7 protein-coding genes are annotated in these 19,449 nt (G+C 71.6%); 3 read left to right on the top strand and 4 right to left on the bottom strand.

Translation table 11 applies throughout. The features are described from left to right. Positions 1-133 precede the first annotated feature (133 nt). Genes LCL61_RS30910 through LCL61_RS30895 form a run of 4 tightly spaced genes read right to left on the bottom strand, consistent with a single transcriptional unit; the run spans position 134 to position 5,764 of the window. Positions 134-1,678 carry an MFS transporter gene (locus tag LCL61_RS30910; RefSeq protein WP_340683035.1) on the bottom strand — a complete coding sequence of 515 codons (1,545 nt, stop codon included), beginning with the start codon at positions 1,676-1,678 and terminating at the stop codon, positions 134-136. Further along, positions 1,675-2,613 carry an ACP S-malonyltransferase gene (locus tag LCL61_RS30905; protein WP_340683034.1) on the bottom strand — a complete coding sequence of 313 codons (939 nt, stop codon included), beginning with the start codon at positions 2,611-2,613 and terminating at the stop codon, positions 1,675-1,677. The genes LCL61_RS30910 and LCL61_RS30905 overlap by 4 nt, the downstream gene beginning before the upstream one ends. A 27-nt stretch (positions 2,614-2,640) precedes the next feature. Further along, complete coding sequence (locus LCL61_RS30900; RefSeq protein WP_340683033.1) at positions 2,641-4,053, bottom strand: class I adenylate-forming enzyme family protein; 1,413 nt, start codon at positions 4,051-4,053, stop codon at positions 2,641-2,643. 19 nt (positions 4,054-4,072) lie between these two features. Next, positions 4,073-5,764: a flavin monoamine oxidase family protein gene (locus tag LCL61_RS30895; protein WP_340683032.1), complete on the bottom strand. Its 1,692-nt coding sequence runs from the start codon at positions 5,762-5,764 to the stop codon at positions 4,073-4,075. Positions 5,765-6,069: 305 nt separating this feature from the next. On the opposite strand from LCL61_RS30895, the gene LCL61_RS30890 reads away from it, so the two are divergent. The 3 genes from LCL61_RS30890 to LCL61_RS30880 all read left to right on the top strand — a co-directional run. Next, positions 6,070-12,525, top strand: a complete 6,456-nt coding sequence (locus LCL61_RS30890; protein ID WP_340683031.1) for an SDR family NAD(P)-dependent oxidoreductase — start codon at positions 6,070-6,072, stop codon at positions 12,523-12,525. Beyond that, positions 12,525-12,746, top strand: coding sequence for a hypothetical protein (locus tag LCL61_RS30885; RefSeq protein WP_340683030.1), 222 nt, complete (start codon positions 12,525-12,527; stop codon positions 12,744-12,746). The genes LCL61_RS30890 and LCL61_RS30885 overlap by 1 nt, the downstream gene beginning before the upstream one ends. 18 nt (positions 12,747-12,764) lie before the next feature. Next, a partial coding sequence (locus LCL61_RS30880) for a type I polyketide synthase (protein WP_340683029.1) occupies positions 12,765-19,449 on the top strand: 6,685 nt, incomplete at its 3' end.

Genomic DNA, 19,449 nt, shown 5'->3' with positions numbered 1-19,449 from the left:
AGGTGCTCCTTCCCCTGGTTCCCTACCTTGAGAGTAGGGAAGGAGGCCTTCACGTCGTTCCTGGCCGGTCACCTGGCCTAGGTCCGTGAAGGACCGCTTCATGTACTTCGGACCCTGCGCGACGCCCACGAAGTCACGGCAGCGGGCTCGGAGCGGGCCGCGGAGGCGGCACGTCGGTCTCGATCACCTTCGGCACGCCCCGCAGGCTCCGCAGCGCCACCAGCGCGAGGATCGTCATCACCGCCGCGCTGCCCAGCATGCTCGTCCGGATGCCGCCGACGAACGACTCCTCGGCGGCCGTGCGGACCGCCGTCGCCACCGGTTCGGGCAGGCCGGTCGCGACCGCCGCGGTGGCGCTGAACGATTCCCGCACCTGGGCGGCCAGATCGGGCGGCACTCCGGCGGGCAGCGTCAGTTCGGCGTGGTAGACGGCGGACAGCACGCTGCCGACCACCGCGATCCCGAGTGAACCGCCGAGTTCGTAGGCGGTGGCGGAGATCGCCGACGCGGCACCGGCGCGGTCGCGAGGCACCGTGCCGAGGATGGTGTCGCCGGTGACGGTCAGCGTGAGCCCGGCGCCCGCGCCGAAGGCCACCTGCGCGGCCAGCACCAGCAGGTACGGCGAGTCCGTGCTCACCGCGCCGAACAGCCCGAAGCCGATCGACGCCAGCGCCAGCCCGCCCGAGACCGTCGGTGCCCGGCCGAACCGGCGCACCGCCTTGGCCGCCACGACACCGCCCGCGACGAGCGCGGCGACGGCGCCGGGCACGAACGCCAGCCCGGAGCGCAGCGGGCTCCAGCCCAGCACGAGCTGGAAGTACTGGCTCGAGATCAGCGCGAACGCCGACATCGTGAACACCGACACCAGATTCGAGCCGACCGACGCCGAGAAACCCCTGCGCCGGAACAGATCGAGATCGATCAGCGGCTGCTCCAGCCGGCGCTGGCGTCTGCCGAACCACAGTAGCGACGCGCCTCCGAGAGCGAACGCGCCGAGCACCTCCGGATACCAAAGCCCGACGTAGAACGCGCCTTTCAGCGCGTACACCACGGCGACCAGCCCGACGATGGACAGCAGCACACTGGGCAGATCGAGCCGCAACCGGCCGCTGGACCTGGACTCCGGTACGACGCGCGCGGCGCCGAGAATCAGCAGGGCCACCGGGATGTTGACGAGGAACACCGAACCCCACCAGAAGTGTTCCAGCAGGACCCCGCCGACGATCGGGCCGATGGCGAAACCCGCGGCCGAAACCCCGGCGGTGACCCCGACCGCGGCGGTTCGCGCTCGCTGCGTGGTGAAAACCGCGCGCAGCAAGGAAGTCGTCGAAGGCAAGACGGCGGCACCCGCGACACCCAGCAGCGCGCGGGCCACGATGAGCAGTTCGGCGCTCGGGGCGTAGGCCGCCACCAGCGAGCCCAGCGCGAACGCGGCGACGCCGATCAGGAGCACCCGGCGCCTGCCGAACCGGTCGCCGAAATTGCCCATGGTCACCAGCAGACCGCCCATGGCGAACCCGTAGACGTCCGCGATCCACAGCAGTTCCTCGGCCGACGCGCCGAGCTGCGTGGTCAGCGCGGGGACCGCCAGATGCAGCACGGTCATGTCGATCGCGACCATCAGCTGCGCCAGGCAGGACACCATGATCGTCGCGACGTCGCGGACCTTGGTGCTCATGCGGCCACCGCCTCTCGCGGGCGGGGACGCCGTCTCGGCTTCAGGGTGTCCCGGAGATCGGCGCGCAGCAGGGTGAACGCCGACGTCAGCCCGGGCAGCCGGTGCAGCAGGTGGTCCGGACCGGCGACGAGGACCCGGCCGACGCCGAGCGTGGCGAACCGGTGGACCAGCCCCGGCAGCCGGACCGCGTTGACCGTCGACTCCAGCAGGAGCGACGCCGCCTCGTCGCCGGTCCGGACCGGCTCACCGTCCTGATCGGACACGATCGGCAGCTCCGGGTCGGCGAAACCGAACCCGCCGAAGACCTCTTCCGCCAGCCTGTCGCGCAACCCGCCGAGCATCCGCGCGTGCGCCGCGGGACGCATGGTGGTGAGCGCGTAGCCGCCGGCGGCCCGGACGCGCCGGACGAATTCGTCCCAATCGGACTCGCGTAGCGTCACCAGGTGGACCTCGTCGTCGAACCGGCCGGAGAGTTCGTGGCCGATCCCGTCGAGGATCCCGCCGAGCGCCGCCTCCGGCGTGCGCACGATGAACTGGCTGACGAGATCCTGGTGCGCCGTCTCGAAGTATTCCCGTTCCCGCCGGGCGACGGCGTCGACGAGCCGGACGAGATCCGCCACGGGAAGGGCGCCGGCGCGGACCACGGCGGCGCGTTCACCGAAGCTGGCGCCGCCGACCGCGACCGGCACCAGCCCGTGCTCCCGCTCGGCGCGTTCGGCCAGCGCCAGCGACGCGAGCACGAACGCGATCTGGGTGTGCTCGTTGTACTCCTCGTCCGTTCTGGCGAGCGGATCCAGCAGGGAGCGGCCGAGCGCGTGCTCCGCCACGCCGAGCAGGCGCCGGGCCAGGGGATCGATGACGAGGAAGCGGCCCAGTTCGCGAGCACGGGCCGGGCCCATGCCGGGGAACAGGACGGCATCGGTGGAACTTTCCACTGCGCACACCCGGTTTCGTGGTGGGGATCAGAGTTGTTCGGCGGCGGCGAATTGCTCGAGCCGCTTCCGGTCCGGTTTCCCGTTGCGGTTCAACGGGAACTGATCGGTGACGAGGACGCGGTTCGGCTGCTCGGCAGGCGGCAGCACACCGCAGATCCGGTCGCGCCAGTAGCGCGAGTCCCGCCGCGCGTCGTCCTCGACGACGAAGACCAGGCTCGACCCGCGCCGCTGGTCGGGCAGCGCGACGATCTTCGCGGAGCAGCCTTCTCCGGCCAGCCGGTGCTCGATCACCTCGGGGTGCAGGGTGTGCCCGTTGCGGTGCACCGCCCGTTTGCGCCCGACGACGAACAGGTTCCCGTCCGCGTCGAGACGGCCGAGGTCGCCGGTCGCGTACCAGCCGCGGTCGACGGGGATCACCTGTCCGGCGGCGTCGAGGTAGCCCTCCATGAGGTCCGGGTCGAGGACGAACAGTTCGCCGATCTCGCCGTGGGGCAGCACGGTGCCGTCGTCGGCGCGGACCTCCAGGGCCAGCCCATCGACGATTTGCCCGCAGCCACGCGGGTTCCCGATGTTGGCGAAGGCCACGTTGCCCATTTCGGTGCTGCCGTAGCTGTCGAGCAGCGGCATGCCGAACAGCTCTTCGGACTGTTCCACGACGCCGGGTTCGAGCGGCGCGGCGCCACTGCACAGCATGCGCACCCGGGAGAATTCCTCTTTGAGCGCGGGACGTTTGCCGATGATGTTGAACAGGCTGCGATAGGTGGACGGCGTCGCGTCGACCACCGTGGCCCCCGCGCGTCCGGCCAGGCGCAGTGCCCGGTCGGGGCGGCGGTAGGGCGCGATCACCAGCGAGCAGTCCCGCAGCCACGCGATCATCACCATCGAAAGGCCGTACTGATGGTTGAACGGCAGCAGCGGCAGGAGGACGTCGTCGGCGACGTGGCCGACGAGATCGGCGTTACGCTCGAGGTTCTTCAGGAACCGCGCGCCGTTCTTCGCGACACCCTTGGGGACGCCGGTCGAACCGGACGACCACATCACGAGACTGTCGGGCAGCTTCTCCCAGACGTCGAAACGCAACTGGACGTCCGTCGGGGCCCGGTCGGCGGCGGCCACCATGATCTCGTAGGTGTAGGCCGACGGCGCGTCCGGCGGCATCGGCGCGTCGTCGTCGACGACGGCCAGCACGACACCGGAGCCGGCGATCGTTTCGGCGGTGCGGTCGGCGTGCTCCATGTGGTCGACGAGCACCACCGACGCGCCGACGTGCATCAGCGCGACGAGGATCGTCAGATAGGCCAGCGTGTTGTCGGCCTTGAGCAGGACACGGTCACCGGAGCCGACGCCGCGGTCCCGCAGCACCTCGGCGACGCGGAGGGCCTGCTGTTCGAAGGCCGCGCCGCCGGTGACCGCGTCGGGGGAATAGATCTTCGCGAACATGGGGAAGTCCTTTCCGCTGTCAATCCAGGCTCACCGGGGCGATTTCGTCGAACACGTCGCCGGGACCGGGGTTGTCCGGGTGGGTGCCGCCGCCCAGGTGCTCGACGACGCCCCACACGGCGTTCAGCGCGGTGGTGACCGCGCTCTCGGAGAAACCGGCGATCCACGCGACGTCGTCGCCGGCGAGGAAGAAGCCGCGGTGGTGCTCGGCGGCGTCACGCTGCATGAACTGGGTGAACAGGCGCCGCTGGTAGCGGTAGCTGCCGGGAAGGCAGGATTTGAAGGCGCCCTTGAAATGCGGCTGCGTCTCCCAGGTGATCGCGATCGGCGGGCCGATCATATGCGACCGGATGTCGACACCCGGATAGATCTTGGCCAGCGCGGAGAGCATCACGTCGAGCCGCTCGTCCGGGCTCAGCGACGCGACCTTGAGCGAGTCGTCGTTCCAGGTGTAGGACAGCAGCATCGTGCCGGGCTCGTCGGGGCCGTTGTCGATCAGGTAGACCCCGCGCGGGATGCGGTCGGTGAGCGTCGTGCTCATCACGTCGCGGCCGGTCTCCGGGTCCTGGTCGAGCCAGAACGGCCGGTCGGTGATGACGAACAGTTTCGACGCGCCCATGTAGTGGGTGCGCTCCAGCGCGGTCCAGACCGGCTGCGGCAGCAGGGCGTCGTCGCTCTTCATCCCCGAGAGCAGGTTCCAGTTCTGCGCGGCGAAGATCGCCGCCGGGTACGTGCGCACGTCGCGGTTCGCGTCCTCGATGGTGAACCCGCGGCCGGTGCGGTCGATCCGCACCACCGCCGGGCGCGGTTCGCCGCCGTGCAGGCTTTCCAGTGACGTGCCGGACGGCCAGTACTCGAGGTCGGCGGGTTCGTCCGCCCACAGCCCGAGCGGCAGCTGCTGGCAGCCGCCGAGGATCCGGTGGTGCTCGTCGCTGGTGTCGGTGCAGATCACCCGCAGGATTTCGAGCGCGGAGTTGGGGAAGTCGGTGTCCCAGCCGCCGCAGCCGAAGCCGACCTGGCCGAAGATCTCGCGGTGCTCGAAGGACGAGAACAGCGGCGACGAGGTCAGGAAGCCGTAGAACGACACGTTGTCGAACTTGGTGACCAAGTGGTTCCACAGTGCCTTGATGGTCGTGATGTCCCGGCGCCGGATGGCGTCCTCCATCAGCGACATGTCGGCCTGCTCCTGGAGCGTCTTCGTCCAGGCGTCGTTGACCTCGCGGTACACCGGCGGCAGGTCGGCGGACGTGCGTGCCCAGTGGTTCTCGCCGTGCAGGTTGATCACCGTGCTCGGCGACGCGGGGGAGAGCGGGTTGGGGAACGGCGTCGTCTCCAAACCCACCTTGTCGATGTAGTGGAACAGCGCCCCGGCGGACGGCGGGAACCGCATCGCGCCCAGTTCGGCGACGGCGTCCGGGTAACCGGGCAGGCTCACCGACCGCATCCGGCCGCCGAGCTGCTCGGCCTCGTAGATCACCGGTTTGAGGCCGAGCTTCATCAGCTCGTAGGCGGCCACCATCCCGGACAGGCCGCCGCCGATCACCGCGACCTCGGTGCCGTGCGCCTGGCGCGGCACCCGGCCGAGACCGGCGGGATGGCGGATCCAGTCGTCGTAGGCGAACGGGAAATCGGGGCACAGCATGCTCGTCGGCGGCGCCGCCTCGGCGCGGGGGCCGGGCAGGATGCGTTCTTCGACGGGAGACAGGGTCATCGGCGTTACCTCCGGCACTGGTGTCTGGCGTCGCGCGGACGACCGCGGGCCGGCACGGCGGACGCCGGCGTTCTCGTGCGGCTACGGGTCTCGGCGCTGAAATCCGGTTCGCCGAAAACCACGTTAACGATTCCGTCCCGGCGCGCCGGATACCTTTTCCACCGCTTGCCCACGGCGCGGAAACCGGGCAGGGGAGCGGCCGGTTACCCGGCGGTGGAACAGTTCCGCCCCGCCCGCGAGGGCCGCTGTGGCTAGCTGGACCGCGACTTCCCTGTGCCGGGCGACCCGAGGTGGCGAGTGCGCGCATGACCGAGCTGGATTCCCTGCGACGGCTGGAAAGCAGGCCGCGCGCCGAGCGGCGCCGCACGCTGCTGGGCCTGGTGCGCCGGGCGACGTCGGCGGTGCTGGACGGGCCGCTCCCGCCCGGCCGCACCTTCGCCGATCTCGGGTTCGATTCCCTGCTGGCGGTGAAGCTGCACGCGTGGCTGACCGCCGAGACCGGCCTCGAACTCCCGGTGACTCTCGCCTATGACCATCCCGGACCCGAATCGCTGGCGGACTTCCTCGACGAGTGCCTCTTCGGAGTCAAGGCCGCGGACACCGGGGAAGGAAGTGCGGTCACCGGCGAACCGATCGTGATCGTCGGCATCGGCTGCCGCTTCCCCGGCGGCGCGGACTCACCAGAGGGCCTGTGGTCCCTTGTGGACGAAGGCAGGGAAGTGGTCACGGAATTCCCCCGTGACCGCGGCTGGGACGTCGACGGTCTCTACGACCCGCGACCGGGTACCCCGGGCAAGACCTACGTGCGCCACGGCGGATTCCTGCCCGGCGCGGCCGAATTCGACGCCGGGTTCTTCGGGATCTCGCCGCGCGAGGCACTGGCGATGGACCCGCAGCAACGGCTGGTCCTGGAGACGGCGTGGGAGGCGCTGGAACGCGCCGGGATCGATGCCGGAACCCTGACGGGCAGCCGGACCGGAGTGTTCGTCGGCGCCGAGCCACAGGAATACGGCACCCGCCTGGCCGACGCACCCGAAGGTCTCGACGNGTTCGTCGGCGCCGAGCCACAGGAATACGGCACCCGCCTGGCCGACGCACCCGAAGGTCTCGACGGGCTCCTGCTCACCGGCAGCGCGCCGAGCGTCGTCTCCGGAAGGATCGCGTACACCCTCGGCCTGCAGGGACCGGCGTTGACCGTCGACACCGCCTGCTCCGGCTCGCTGGTCGCGTTGCATCTCGCGGTCCGCGCGCTGCGGAACGGTGAATGCGGCCTCGCGCTCGCCGGTGGGGTCGCCGTACTCGGCACCCCCGGCCCGTTCGTGGCTTTCTCGAACCAGCGTGGTCTGGCGCCGGACGGGCGGTGCAAGCCGTTCTCGGCCGCGGCGGATGGTACCGCGTGGGCCGAAGGTGCCGGGATGTTCGTCCTCGAAAGGCTTTCCGACGCCGAACGGCACGGACATCCGGTGCTCGCGGTGATCCGGGGGAGCGCGGTCAACTCCGACGGCGCGTCGAACGGGCTCACCGCGCCGAACGGCCCGTCTCAGCAGCGGGTGATCCGCGCCGCGCTGGCCGACGCCGGACTGTCGGCGTCCACTGTGGACGCCGTCGAGGCGCACGGCACAGGGACCACGCTCGGCGACCCGATCGAGGCGCAGGCGCTGCTCGCGACCTACGGCCGGGACCGGGAAACACCGCTGTGGCTGGGTTCGGTGAAGGCCAACATCGGGCACGCGCAGGCGGCCGCGGGGGCGGCCGGGGTGATCAAGATGATCATGGCGCTGCGTCACGGCCGGTTGCCGCGATCTCTGCACGGTGCCGATCCGACCCCGGCGGTCGACTGGTCCGCCGGCGCGGTCTCCCTGCTGGCCGAGCCGGTCGACTGGCCCCGTGGCGGGGAACCGCGCCGGGCCGCCGTCTCGTCGTTCGGCATCTCCGGCACGAACGCCCACCTGATCCTGGAGGAACCGGCACCCGTCGCGACCGCCGAGCCCTCGCCCTCAGCGCCCTCGCCGGTCGCCGTCGCGTTCTCGGCCGCCGATCCGGACGCGTTGCGGGCCCACGCGGCACAGCTGGCCGCCGTCGACGCGAATCCGGTGGACCTCGCCTTCTCGCTCGCCAAGACCCGGGCGACACTGACCGAACGCGCCTTCGTCCTGGCGCCGGACGCCGCGAGCCTGACGGAAGCACTGACCGCGTGCGACGAACGAGTGCTCCGCGGCGGCCCGCTCCAGGAGCCCGCCGAACTCGCGTACCTGTTCACCGGGCAGGGTGCCCAGCGCGTCGCGATGGGCCGCGAGCTCTATGACGCTTACGACGGCTATGCCGAGGCTTTCGACGAGGTCTGCGCGCATGTCGACCTGCAGCTCGATCCGCCGCTGCGGGACGTGGTGTTCGGCGAGGCCGACCCGGCGATGCTCGACCGCACCGACTACGCGCAGCCCGCGTTGTTCGCCGTCGAGGTCGCCCTGTTCCGGCTGCTGGAGTCCTGGGGCGTCGCTCCGGCCTACCTGTGCGGGCATTCGGTCGGTGAGTTCGCGGCCGCGCACGTCGCCGGTGTGCTGTCACTGTCCGACGCGGCGATGCTGGTGACCGCACGCGGAAGGCTCATGCGTGAGCTGCCCGAAGGCGGCGCGATGGTGTCCCTGCGTGCCTCCGAGGAAGCCGCTCGCGCGCTGCTGGCCGGGCACGAGCGGCGCGCCGGGATCGCGGCGGTCAACGGTACGGACGCGGTCGTGCTGTCCGGTGATCGCGACGCGCTGGAGACGGCGATCAGCGGGTTCGACGGCAAGGTCAAGTGGCTCAACGTCAGCCACGCGTTCCACTCGCCGTTGATGCGGGACATGCTCGACGACTTCGCCCGGATCGCGCGACTCGCCGACTACCACCCCGCGACCCTGCCCATCGTTTCGACGGTCACCGGCGAGATCGGCGGGCACGATTCGGCCGAATACTGGATCCGCCACGTCGAAGCGACCGTCCGCTTCGCCGACGCGTTGCGTGTCCTGCGGGACAACGGCTGCGGCACCTACCTGGAGCTGGGCCCGGACGGCGTCCTCTCGGCGCTGGTCGAAGACGGTGTCGCGCGCCCGTTGCTCCGCCGCGACCGGCCCGAAGTCCCCGAACTCCTGACCGCGCTGGGCACCGCCCACGTCCGCGGGGTGGACGTCGACTTCGCCGCGCTCGTCCCGGGCGGGCGCCGGATCGACTTGCCGACCTACCCGTTCCAGCGGTCGAAGTACTGGCTCACGCCCGGCCAGGGCCGTGACGCGCGCGGCCTCGGCCTGCGCCGCGCCGAACACCCGCTCCTCGGGGCGGTCGTCGCGGTGCCCGGCGGTGACACCGTGTTCACCGCGCGGCTTTCGACGGACGACCAGCCCTGGCTGGACGGTCACCGGGTCGGGGACGACCTCCTCTTCCCCGGCACCGGTTTCCTCGAACTCGCCTTGCACGCCGGTACCGAGACGGGCTGCGGGCGGGTGGAGGAGCTGACCCTGGGCGCCCCGCTCGTGCTGTCGGCCGCGGCCGAGGTGCAGGTGGTGGTGGCCGCCGCGGACGACGACGGCCGCCGCGCGGTCACCGTCCATTCGCGACCGGAGCACGGCGAGGAGTGGACGCGGCACGCGAACGGCACACTCGTTCCTGAGACCGATGCCGTCCCCGCTGCTGTCGAGTGGCCACCTCCGGGAGTAGCCCAGTCCCTGGAAGGCTTCTACGACGACCTGCCAGGCTTCGGCTACGAAGGCGTGTTCCGTGGCCTGAGGGCGGTGTGGATCGACGGCGACGACGTCCACGCCGAGGTCACGCTTCCCGCGGACGAGGACGGCGGCTTCGGCATCCATCCGGCCCTACTGGACGCCGGGCTGCACGCGATGTTCTTCCGTGAGTCGGCGGAATCCGCCGGCGGGCTGCCCTTCTCCTGGTCGGACGTCCGCCTGCGGGCCGGCGGCGCGACCGCGCTGCGGCTGCGGATCACGTTCCAGTCGGCGGACACCGTGTCGCTGGTCGCCGTCGATCCGTCGGGTGCCGAGGTGCTGAGCGTCGGCTCGCTGACCGTCCGTCGCCCGGTCGCCCGCGGCCGGGAAGTCCCCAGTGGACTGTTCACTGTGGACTGGACGCCGATCGCGGTCGCGGAACCGGTGGCGTGCACGGCGTATCCGGAGGTCGTCCCCGGCAAGCCCGCGGTGCTGTCGGTGCTGCCCGAAGGCGACCCGGTCTCGTCGGCGCACGAACTCGCCGCCCGTGTCCTGGAAGTGCTCCAGGACTGGGTGACGCGGGTAGAGTCCACATTGGTCGTCCACACGCGACACGCGGCGGGGCCGGACGCCACGGATCCGGCGGCCGCGTCGGTCTGGGGCCTGGTGCGCAGCGCTCAGGCCGAGCACCAGGGCCGGTTCGTCCTCGTCGACGGCGAGGCCGAAGACGTGCCGATGGCCGTGGCGACCGGGGAACCGCAGGTCGCCGTGCGCGACGGCGTCCCGCTCGTGCCGCGGATCGCCGAGGCGGGCGCGGGAGTCCTGCTGCCGCCCGGCGGGCCATGGCGGCTGGGCAAATCCGGGGAGGGCACGGTCGACGACCTCGTCCTGGAGACCGCCGGCGAGCCGGACCTCGGACCGGACGACGTGCGCATCGCCGTCCGCGCGGCGGGGCTGAACTTCCGTGACGTGCTGAACGTCCTGGGCATGTACCCGGGTGAGGCCGGGCCGCTGGGCTGCGAGATCGCCGGGACCGTGCTGGCCACCGGCGCCGCGGTGACCGATCTGGCGCCGGGCGACCGCGTGATGGGCATGGTGCACGGCGGGATCGGCCCGGTCGCCGTCGGCGAACGCCCGTTCCTGACGCGGGTTCCGGACGCCTGGACCGACGAGCAGGCCGCGACCGTGCCGCTCGTCTTCCTGACCGCCTACTACGCGCTGGTCGACTTGGCCTGCCTGAAGGCGGGCGAGTCGATCCTGATCCATTCGGCCGCGGGCGGGGTCGGGATGGCCGCGACCCAGCTCGCGCGTCATCTGGGCGCCGAGGTGTTCGGCACCGCGAGCGAGGGCAAGCAGCACGTCCTGCGCGCGGCCGGGCTGCCCTCGGACCACATCGCTTCCTCGCGGACCCTCGACTTCGCCGAAGCCTTCCGGACCGCGACCGGCGGACGCGGGGTCGACGTCGTGCTCAACTCCCTCGCGGGCGAGTTCGTCGACGCCTCCCTCGGCGTGACCGCGTCCGGCGGCCGGTTCCTCGAAATGGGCAAGACCGACGTCCGCGAACCGGAGAACGTCGCCTACCGCGCCTTCGACCTGATCGAAGCGGGCCGGACCCGCACCGCCGAGATCTGGGCCGAGCTGATCGCGCTGTTCGACCAGGGCGCGCTCACCCCGTTGCCGGTGCGGACCTGGGACGTCCGGCACGCGCCCGACGCGTTCCGGTTCGTCAGCCAGGCCAGGCATGTCGGCAAGGTCGCGCTCACCGTCCCGCGAGCGCTGGACCCGGACCGGACGGTGCTCGTCACCGGCGGTACCGGCGGGCTCGGGGCGCTCGTCGCGCGGCATCTCGTGACCACGCACGGAGTCCGCAGGCTGCTGCTCACCAGTCGCCGCGGCCCGGACGCGCCGGGGGCGGGAGAACTGGCGGCGGAGCTCACCGGTCTGGGCGCCGAAGTCCGGGTCGTGGCCTGTGACGTCGCCGATCGGGACGCGCTCGCCGCGCTGCTGGACGGAGTCGAGCTGACCGGCGTCGTGCACACCGCGGGTGTCCTCGACGACGGCGTGCTGACCGGCCTGACTCCCGAGAGGCTGGCGAAAGTGTTGCGCCCCAAAGCGGACGCGGCCTGGCACCTGCACGAACTCACCCTCGGCCACGACCTCGCGCTCTTCGCGCTCTACTCGTCGGTGTCCGGGATCATCGGTTCGGCGGGCCAGGCTTCCTACGCAGCCGCCAACACGTTCCTGGACGCCTTGGCGGCCCATCGCAGGACACAAGGCTTGCCCGCGATCTCGCTCGCGTGGGGACTCTGGCGGGAGGGCATGGGCAGCGAGCTGGCCGAGAACGACGTCGACCGCATGGCCCGCGAAGGCCTGCCGCCGCTGACCGCGGAGTCCGGGCTGGCCCTGTTCGACACCGCCCTCGACGGCGGGTTCATCGCCGTCCTGCCGATCGAACTGGACCGCGCCGCGTTGCGCGCCCACGCCAGGACCACCGAAGTGGCGCCTGTGCTGCGCGGTCTCGCGAAGGTCACCGCCCGGCGCGCGGCGGCGCCCGGGACCACGGGCGGCGCCGGTCTCGGCGAGCGGCTCACGGCACTGCCCGACGAAGAACGCACGGCTCTTCTGGTCGATCTGGTGCGGCACAACGCCGCAGCCGTCCTCGGGCACGAGGCGGGCGGCATGATCGATCCGGCACGCGCGTTCAAGGACCTCGGATTCGACTCGCTGACGTCGGTGGAACTGCGCAACCGGATCAACACCGTCACCGGGCTGCGGCTCTCGGCCACCGCGGTGTTCGACCATCCGACCGTCGCCACGCTCGCCGGCCACCTGCTGTCGGAACTGGCTCCGCCTTCGCTCAGCGCGGCCGACGCGGTGCTCGCCGAACTCGACCGGCTCGAAGAACGCTTGACCGCGGTCGACGACGACGGCCGGACCGCGGTCGCCGGACGCCTGCGGACGCTGCTCGACGGCATCACCGCGCCGGGGACCGGCGTCGGCGGACGGCTGGAGGACGCGACCGCGGACGAGGTCGTCGACTTCCTGGCCACCGAACTGGGGATTTCGTGATGGCGGACAAGAAAGCCGTCGCCAAGGTGCTGGCCGACATCGAGCGGCTGAGCGAACGCCTCGGCGATCTGGACCCCGAAGACCGCAAGAAGGTCGCCAAGCCGCTGAAGAAGCTGCTGCTGGCCTACGCGGCGGGCGACAAGGACGACGAATTCGACGACCTGCTCTTCGACGCCGCTGTCGACAAGGTCTTCGACTTCCTCACCGACGAGATCTTCTGACCACCGAGCGAGGGTGTGATGGCGGACCAAGAGAAGCTTCTCGACCTGCTGAAGCGGGTGACCGGGGACCTGCACCGGACCCGGGAACGGCTGCGTGACGCCGAGGACGGACGGCACGAGCCGATCGCGATCGTCGGCATGGCCTGCCGGTTCCCCGGCGGGGCCGACACGCCCGCGGCGCTGTGGGATCTGGTCGAGGGTGGCCGCGAGGGCATCGGCGAGTTCCCTGCCGACCGCGGCTGGGACACCTCCGGCCTGTTCGACGACGACCCCGACCGGCGCGGCACCACCTACGTGCGCACCGGTGGTTTCCTGCCCGGTGCCGCCGGATTCGACGCCGAGTTCTTCGGGATCTCGCCGCGTGAGGCGCTGGCCATGGAACCGCAGCAGCGGCTGCTGCTGGAGGTCGGCTGGGAGGCCGTCGAACGCGCCGGCCTCGACCCGGCAGCGCTGCGCGGCAGCCCCACCGGTGTCTACGTCGGCGTCTCCGCGCAGGAGTACGGGCCGCGCCTGCACAATCCGGGCGACACGGTGGACGGCTACCTGCTCACCGGCACCACCTGCAGTGTCCACTCCGGACGGATCGCCTACCAGCTCGGCCTGGAGGGCCCGGCGGTCTCGATCGACACGGCGTGTTCGTCGTCGCTGGTCGCGGTGCACGCGGCGGTGCGCGGGCTGCGCGCGGGAGAGTGCACGCTCGCCCTCGCCGGTGGCGTCAACCTGATGGCCTCGCCGGGGATCTTCGTCGATTTCGCGCGGCAGCGCGGCCTGGCGCCGGACGGGCGCTGCAAGTCGTTCTCCGACGACGCCGACGGCACCGCCTGGGCCGAGGGCGTCGGGATGCTCGTGCTGGAGAAGCTGTCCGACGCCCAGCGCAACGGGCACCGGATCCTCGCCGTGGTGCGGGGTTCCGCGGTGAACTCCGACGGCGCTTCCAACGGCCTCACCGCCCCGAACGGTCCGTCACAGCAGCGCGTGATCCGCGCCGCGCTCGCCGACGCACGACTGTCCACTTCGGACGTAGACGCCATCGAGGCGCACGGCACGGGCACCAGGCTGGGTGACCCGATCGAGGCCGAAGCGCTGATGGCCACCTACGGCCGTGATCGTGATCGCCCGCTGTTCCTCGGCTCGGTCAAGTCGAACTTCGGGCACGCGCAAGCCGCGGCCGGGGTCGCCGGGATCATCAAGATGGTCGAGGCGATGCGTCACGGGGTCCTGCCGCCCACCCTCAACGTCGGCACGCCCAGCCGCGAGGTCGACTGGTCCGCCGGGCCGGTCTCGCTGCTGACCGAACGCACACCATGGCCCGAGACCGGGCGGCCCCGTTCGGCGGCGGTGTCGTCGTTCGGGATCAGCGGGACGAACGCGCACGTCGTGCTGGAACAGGCCCCGACGGAGGAACCCGCCGCCGTTCAGGACGCTCCCGCCGTCGTGCCGCTGCTGCTGTCCGCGGCCACGGAACCGGCGCTGGCCGCACAAGCGTCCCGTCTGCTTTCCGTGGCCGGTACCGCCGAGCCGATCGACGTCGCGCACACGCTGACGACCCGGGCGGCGCTGCCGTATCGGGCCGTCGTCACGGGCACGGACTGGGAAACCCTCTCGGCGGGTCTGTCCGAAGTGGCCGATGGTGCGGGGTCCCGGGTGATCGAGGGGGGACTGGCCTTCCTGTTCACCGGTCAGGGTTCGCAACGGCCGGGAATGGGCGCTGAGCTGTACCGGGTGTTCCCGGTTTTCGCGGCGGCGTATGACGAGGTGTGCGCGCTGTTGCCGGAGTTCGGGGAGTTGAGCCGGACGGAGTTCGCGCAGCCGGCGATTTTCGCGCTGGAAGTGGCGTTGTTCCGGTTGGTGGAGTCATGGGGTGTCCGGCCGGACTACGTGGCGGGGCATTCGATCGGTGAGATCGCCGCCGCCCACGTCGCCGGAGTGTTTTCGTTGGCCGACGCGGCGAAACTCGTCGTGGCGCGCGGCCGGTTGATGCAGGCCCTGCCGCCGGGCGGCGTCATGGTCGCAGTTCAGGCGTCCGAGGGAGAGATCGGAGACCTGCCCGACGGTGTCTCGCTGGCCGCCGTGAACGGTCCGTCATCAGTCGTGCTGTCCGGTGCCGAGGAAGCCACGCTCGCGCTCGCGGCTCGGTTCAGCGACCGGAAGACGAAGCGGCTGGACGTGTCGCACGCGTTCCACTCGGTGCTGATGGAACCGATGCTGGACGACTTCGCCGACGTGGTGCGGGGCCTGGAGTTCTCGGCGCCGCGGATTCCGATCGTGTCCACGGTCGCGGAGACCGCCGACCTGACGGACCCGGCGTACTGGGTCACGCATGTTCGCGAGACCGTGCGGTTCTCCGGCGCGGTCGAGCGCCTGACCGCCGCCGGGGTCACGAAGTTCTTCGAGCTCGGGCCGGACGCCGTGCTCAGCGCGCTCGTCGACGCCTGCGTGCCCGCGCTGCGCCGCGGTCACGACGAACCCCGGCAGCTGGTCTCCGCGCTCGGCACGCTGCACACGCGCGGTGTCCCCGTCGACTGGGCCGCCTACCTCGGCGGCGGCCGGTTCACCGAACTGCCGACGTACGCCTTCCAGCACGAGTACTTCTGGCTCGGCCAGGAAAGCGACGCCGACGTCACCGCGGCCGGGCTCGCCGCCGCCGACCACCCGCTGCTCGGCGCCGCCGTGTCCATCGCCGCCGACGACGGTGTCCTGCTCACCGGACGCCTTTCGCTCGACCGGCATCCGTGGCTGGCCGACCACGTCGTCGCGGGGCGCGTGCTCGTCCCCGGCACCGCGTTCGCCGAACTTGCCGTCCGCGCGGGCGACGAAGCGGGCTGCACGGGCGTGGAAGAGCTGATCCTGCGGGAACCGCTGGTCCTCGAACCCGGCACCGCCCCGGAGGTCCAGGTCGTCGCGGGCGCGGCCGACGAGCACGGACGCCGTCCGGTGTCGATCCATTCACGGCTTCCGGAGCGGCCGTGGGTCACCCACGCGACCGGCTTCCTCGGCGCTCCGCCGGTGTCCACTATGGACACCGTTTGGCCGCCGGAGAACGCCGAATCGCTGGGGCTCGAAGACGCCTACGACCGGCTGGCCGCCGCCGGACTCGCGTACGGGCCGATGTTCCGCGGCCTGCGCAAGGTCTGGCGTCGCGGCACGGAGATCTTCGCCGAAGTCGCCCTGCCGGAACCCGAGCAGGCAGCGAAGTTCGGTCTGCACCCGGCACTGCTGGACGCCGCGCTCCAGGCCACCGCCGTCACCGGCGAGGACCGGGGTTCGGTGCCGTTCGCCTGGCGTGACGTCGTGCTGCACGCGCGGGGCGCGACCGAACTGCGCGTGCACGCTCGGCCGGTCACCGACGGCTTCGCGCTGGACCTCGCCGACGGCACGGGCGCGCCCGTCGCCTCCGTGGGCGGGCTCAGCGTCCGCGCCGTCACGGCCACGGCCACGGTGCGGGACGGCCTCTACCGTGTCGAAGACGTGCCGCTTCCCACCGGTTCCGGGGACATCACGCCCGCGGCGGTGGTGGAAGCCGATTCGCTCGACGCCACTCTTCTCGCGTTGCAAGACTTCCTGGCCACGGACGAGCCTGCCCCGCTGGTGGTGCTGACCGGACGCGAAGGCGCGGTCGAAGGGCTGGTCCGGGCCGCGCAGGCCGAGCATCCCGGCCGGATCGTCCTGGTCCGCGGCACCCATGCCGACGTCGAGGCCGCACTCGCCACCGGAGAACCCGAAGTGCACGCCGACGGCGGAAGCCTGTTCGCGCCGCGCTTGGCAAGAGCCGGTTCCGGTGAGTCCACACTGGACACTTCCGGTACGGTCCTGATCACCGGCGGCACCGGTGGGCTGGGCGCCCGCCTCGCGCGGCATCTGGTCGCCGAACACGGCGTCCGTCATCTGCTGCTCGTCAGCCGCCGCGGTGCGGACGCGCCCGGCGCCCGGGAACTCGCCGACGAACTCGGCGCCCGGATCGAGGCCTGCGACGTCTCCGATCGTGAGCAACTCCGTGGTCTTCTGGACCGGGCCGAGCCGCCGGTCACCGGTGTGGTCCACGCCGCGGGTGTCCTCGACGACGGCGTCGTCACGTCGCTCACCCCGGAGCGGGTCGCCGCCGTGTACCGGGCCAAAGCGACCGCCGCGCAGCTGCTGGACGAACTCACCGGTGACCTCGACTTCTTCGTGCTGTTCTCCTCGATCGCCGGGGTGTTCGGCTCACCGGGGCAGGGGGCGTACTCGGCCGCGAACGCCGAGCTGGACGCCCTCGCCCGGCGTCGCCGTGCCGCCGGCAAGCCCGCGCAGTCACTCGCCTGGGGTCTGTGGCGTGACGGGATGGGTGCCTCGTTGAGCGGCGCCGACCGGGACCGGATCGGCAGGGACGGCTTCGGCGCCCTCGAACCGGAAGAAGGACTCGCGCTGTTCGACGCCGCCGTGGCCGACGGCGGTGCCGTCCTCGTCCCCATGCGGCTCGACCTCGCCGCCGTGCGGAACGCCGGTGTCCCGCCGTTGCTGCGCGGCCTGGTCCGCGTCCGGACTCGTCGCGAAGCCGCCCGCCGCACCGATACCGGGCTGGCGGGACGGCTCGCGGGGCTCTCCGAAACCGACCGGGAAGCCCTGCTGATCGACCTGGTCCGGGCCCGTGTCGCGGCGGTGCTCGGCCGGGCGGGCGCGGACACCGTGGAGCCGTCGCGGCCGTTCACCGAACTGGGCTTCGACTCCCTGACCGCCGTCGAACTGCGCAACGAACTCACCACGGAGACCGGGTTGCGGCTGCCCGCGACGCTCGTCTTCGACCATCCGAGCCCGGCGGCGGTGGCCGCGTTCCTCGGCGCCGAACTGCTCGGCGCCCCGGAACCGGCGCGTCCGGTGGTGACCCGGCGCGCCGCCGACGAGCCGATCGCGATCGTCGCGATGAGCTGCCGCTATCCCGGCGGTGTCCGCTCACCCGAGGAGCTGTGGGATCTCGTGGCCGCGGGCACCGACGCGATCTCGCCGTTCCCCGGCGGGCGTGGCTGGGACGTCGACGGAATCTACGACCCCGAACCCGGCCTGCCCGGCAAGACCTACACCCGGCACGGCGGATTCCTCCACGACGCGGGCGAATTCGATCCCGAGTTCTTCGGCATCTCGCCACGGGAAGCCCTGGCGATGGACCCGCAGCAACGCCTCCTGCTGGAGATCAGCTGGGAGGCGCTCGAACGCGCCCGGCTCGATCCCGCGTCGCTGAAGGGCAGCGCCACCGGTGTGTTCGCCGGGATCATGTACTACGACTACGCCGCGAAACTGGCCAGCGTACCCGACAGTGTCGCCGGATTCCTGGGCACCGGGACCTCGGCCAGTGTCCTGTCCGGGCGGATCGCGTACACCCTCGGGCTGGAAGGCCCGGCGGTGTCGGTCGACACGGCGTGTTCGTCGTCGCTGGTCGCCCTGCATCTGGCCGCCCGGTCGCTGCGGGCGGGGGAATGCGACATGGCGCTCGCCGGCGGGGTCACCGTGATGGCGACGCCGGAGACCTTCCTCGACTTCTCCCGTCAGCGTGGGCTTTCCCCGGACGGGCGCTGCAAGTCGTTCTCCGACGGCGCCGACGGCACCGGCTGGTCGGAAGGCGCCGGGGTGCTCGTGCTGGAGCGGCTTTCGGACGCTCGCCGCAACGGGCATCCGGTGCTGGCCGTGGTGCGCGGTTCCGCGGTCAACCAGGACGGTGCGTCCAACGGCCTCACCGCGCCGAACGGCCCCTCGCAGCAGCGCGTGATCCGTGCGGCGCTCGCCGACGCCGGTCTGTCCACTTCGGACATCGACGCGGTCGAGGCACACGGGACGGGCACGCGGCTGGGTGACCCGATCGAGGCGCAGGCGCTCATCGCGACCTACGGCGCCGAGCGGGACGAACCGTTGTGGTTCGGTTCGGTCAAGTCGAACCTCGGCCACACGCAGGCCGCCGCCGGGGTCGCCGGGATCGTCAAGATGGTCGAGGCGATGCGCCGGGGTGTGCTGCCGCGGACCCTGCACGCGGCGGAACCGTCGGCGGAGATCGACTGGGACGCCGGCGCCGTGGAACTGCTCCGTGACTCGAGGCCGTGGCCGGAGGTGAGCCGTCCGCGCCGGGCCGGGGTGTCGTCGTTCGGGATCAGCGGGACGAACGCGCACGTCGTCCTGGAGCAGGTCCCGGCCGAAGCGCCTGCTGAGCCCGCTTCGCACGGCGTCGTTCCGTGGGTGCTGTCGGCGAAAACCGATCAGGCCGTCGCCGACCAGGCCCGTGCCCTCCTGTCCCTTGTGGACGATGCCGATCCCCGTGACGTGGCGTATTCCCTGGCCATGACGCGGACCGCGCACGAGCGCCGTGCCGCGGTCGTCGGCGCGGACGCGGAGAGTCTGCGTGCCGGGCTCGAAGCGATCGCCGGCGGTGGCGGGATCACCGGTCGTGCGACGCGGGGCAAGCTGGCCTTCCTGTTCACGGGTCAGGGTTCGCAACGGCCGGGAATGGGCGCTGAGCTGTACCGGGTGTTCCCGGTTTTCGCGGCGGCGTATGACGAGGTGTGCGCGCTGTTGCCGGAGTTCGGGGAGTTGAGCCGGACGGAGTTCGCGCAGCCGGCGATTTTCGCGCTGGAAGTGGCGTTGTTCCGGTTGGTGGAGTCATGGGGTGTCCGGCCGGACTACGTGGCGGGGCATTCGATCGGTGAGATCGCCGCCGCCCACGTCGCCGGAGTGTTTTCGTTGG

Origin of the sequence: Amycolatopsis coloradensis, assembly GCF_037997115.1 — a bacterium.
Lineage (GTDB): Bacteria > Actinomycetota > Actinomycetes > Mycobacteriales > Pseudonocardiaceae > Amycolatopsis > Amycolatopsis coloradensis_A.
This window is presented reverse-complemented; position numbering and strand designations above follow the sequence as displayed.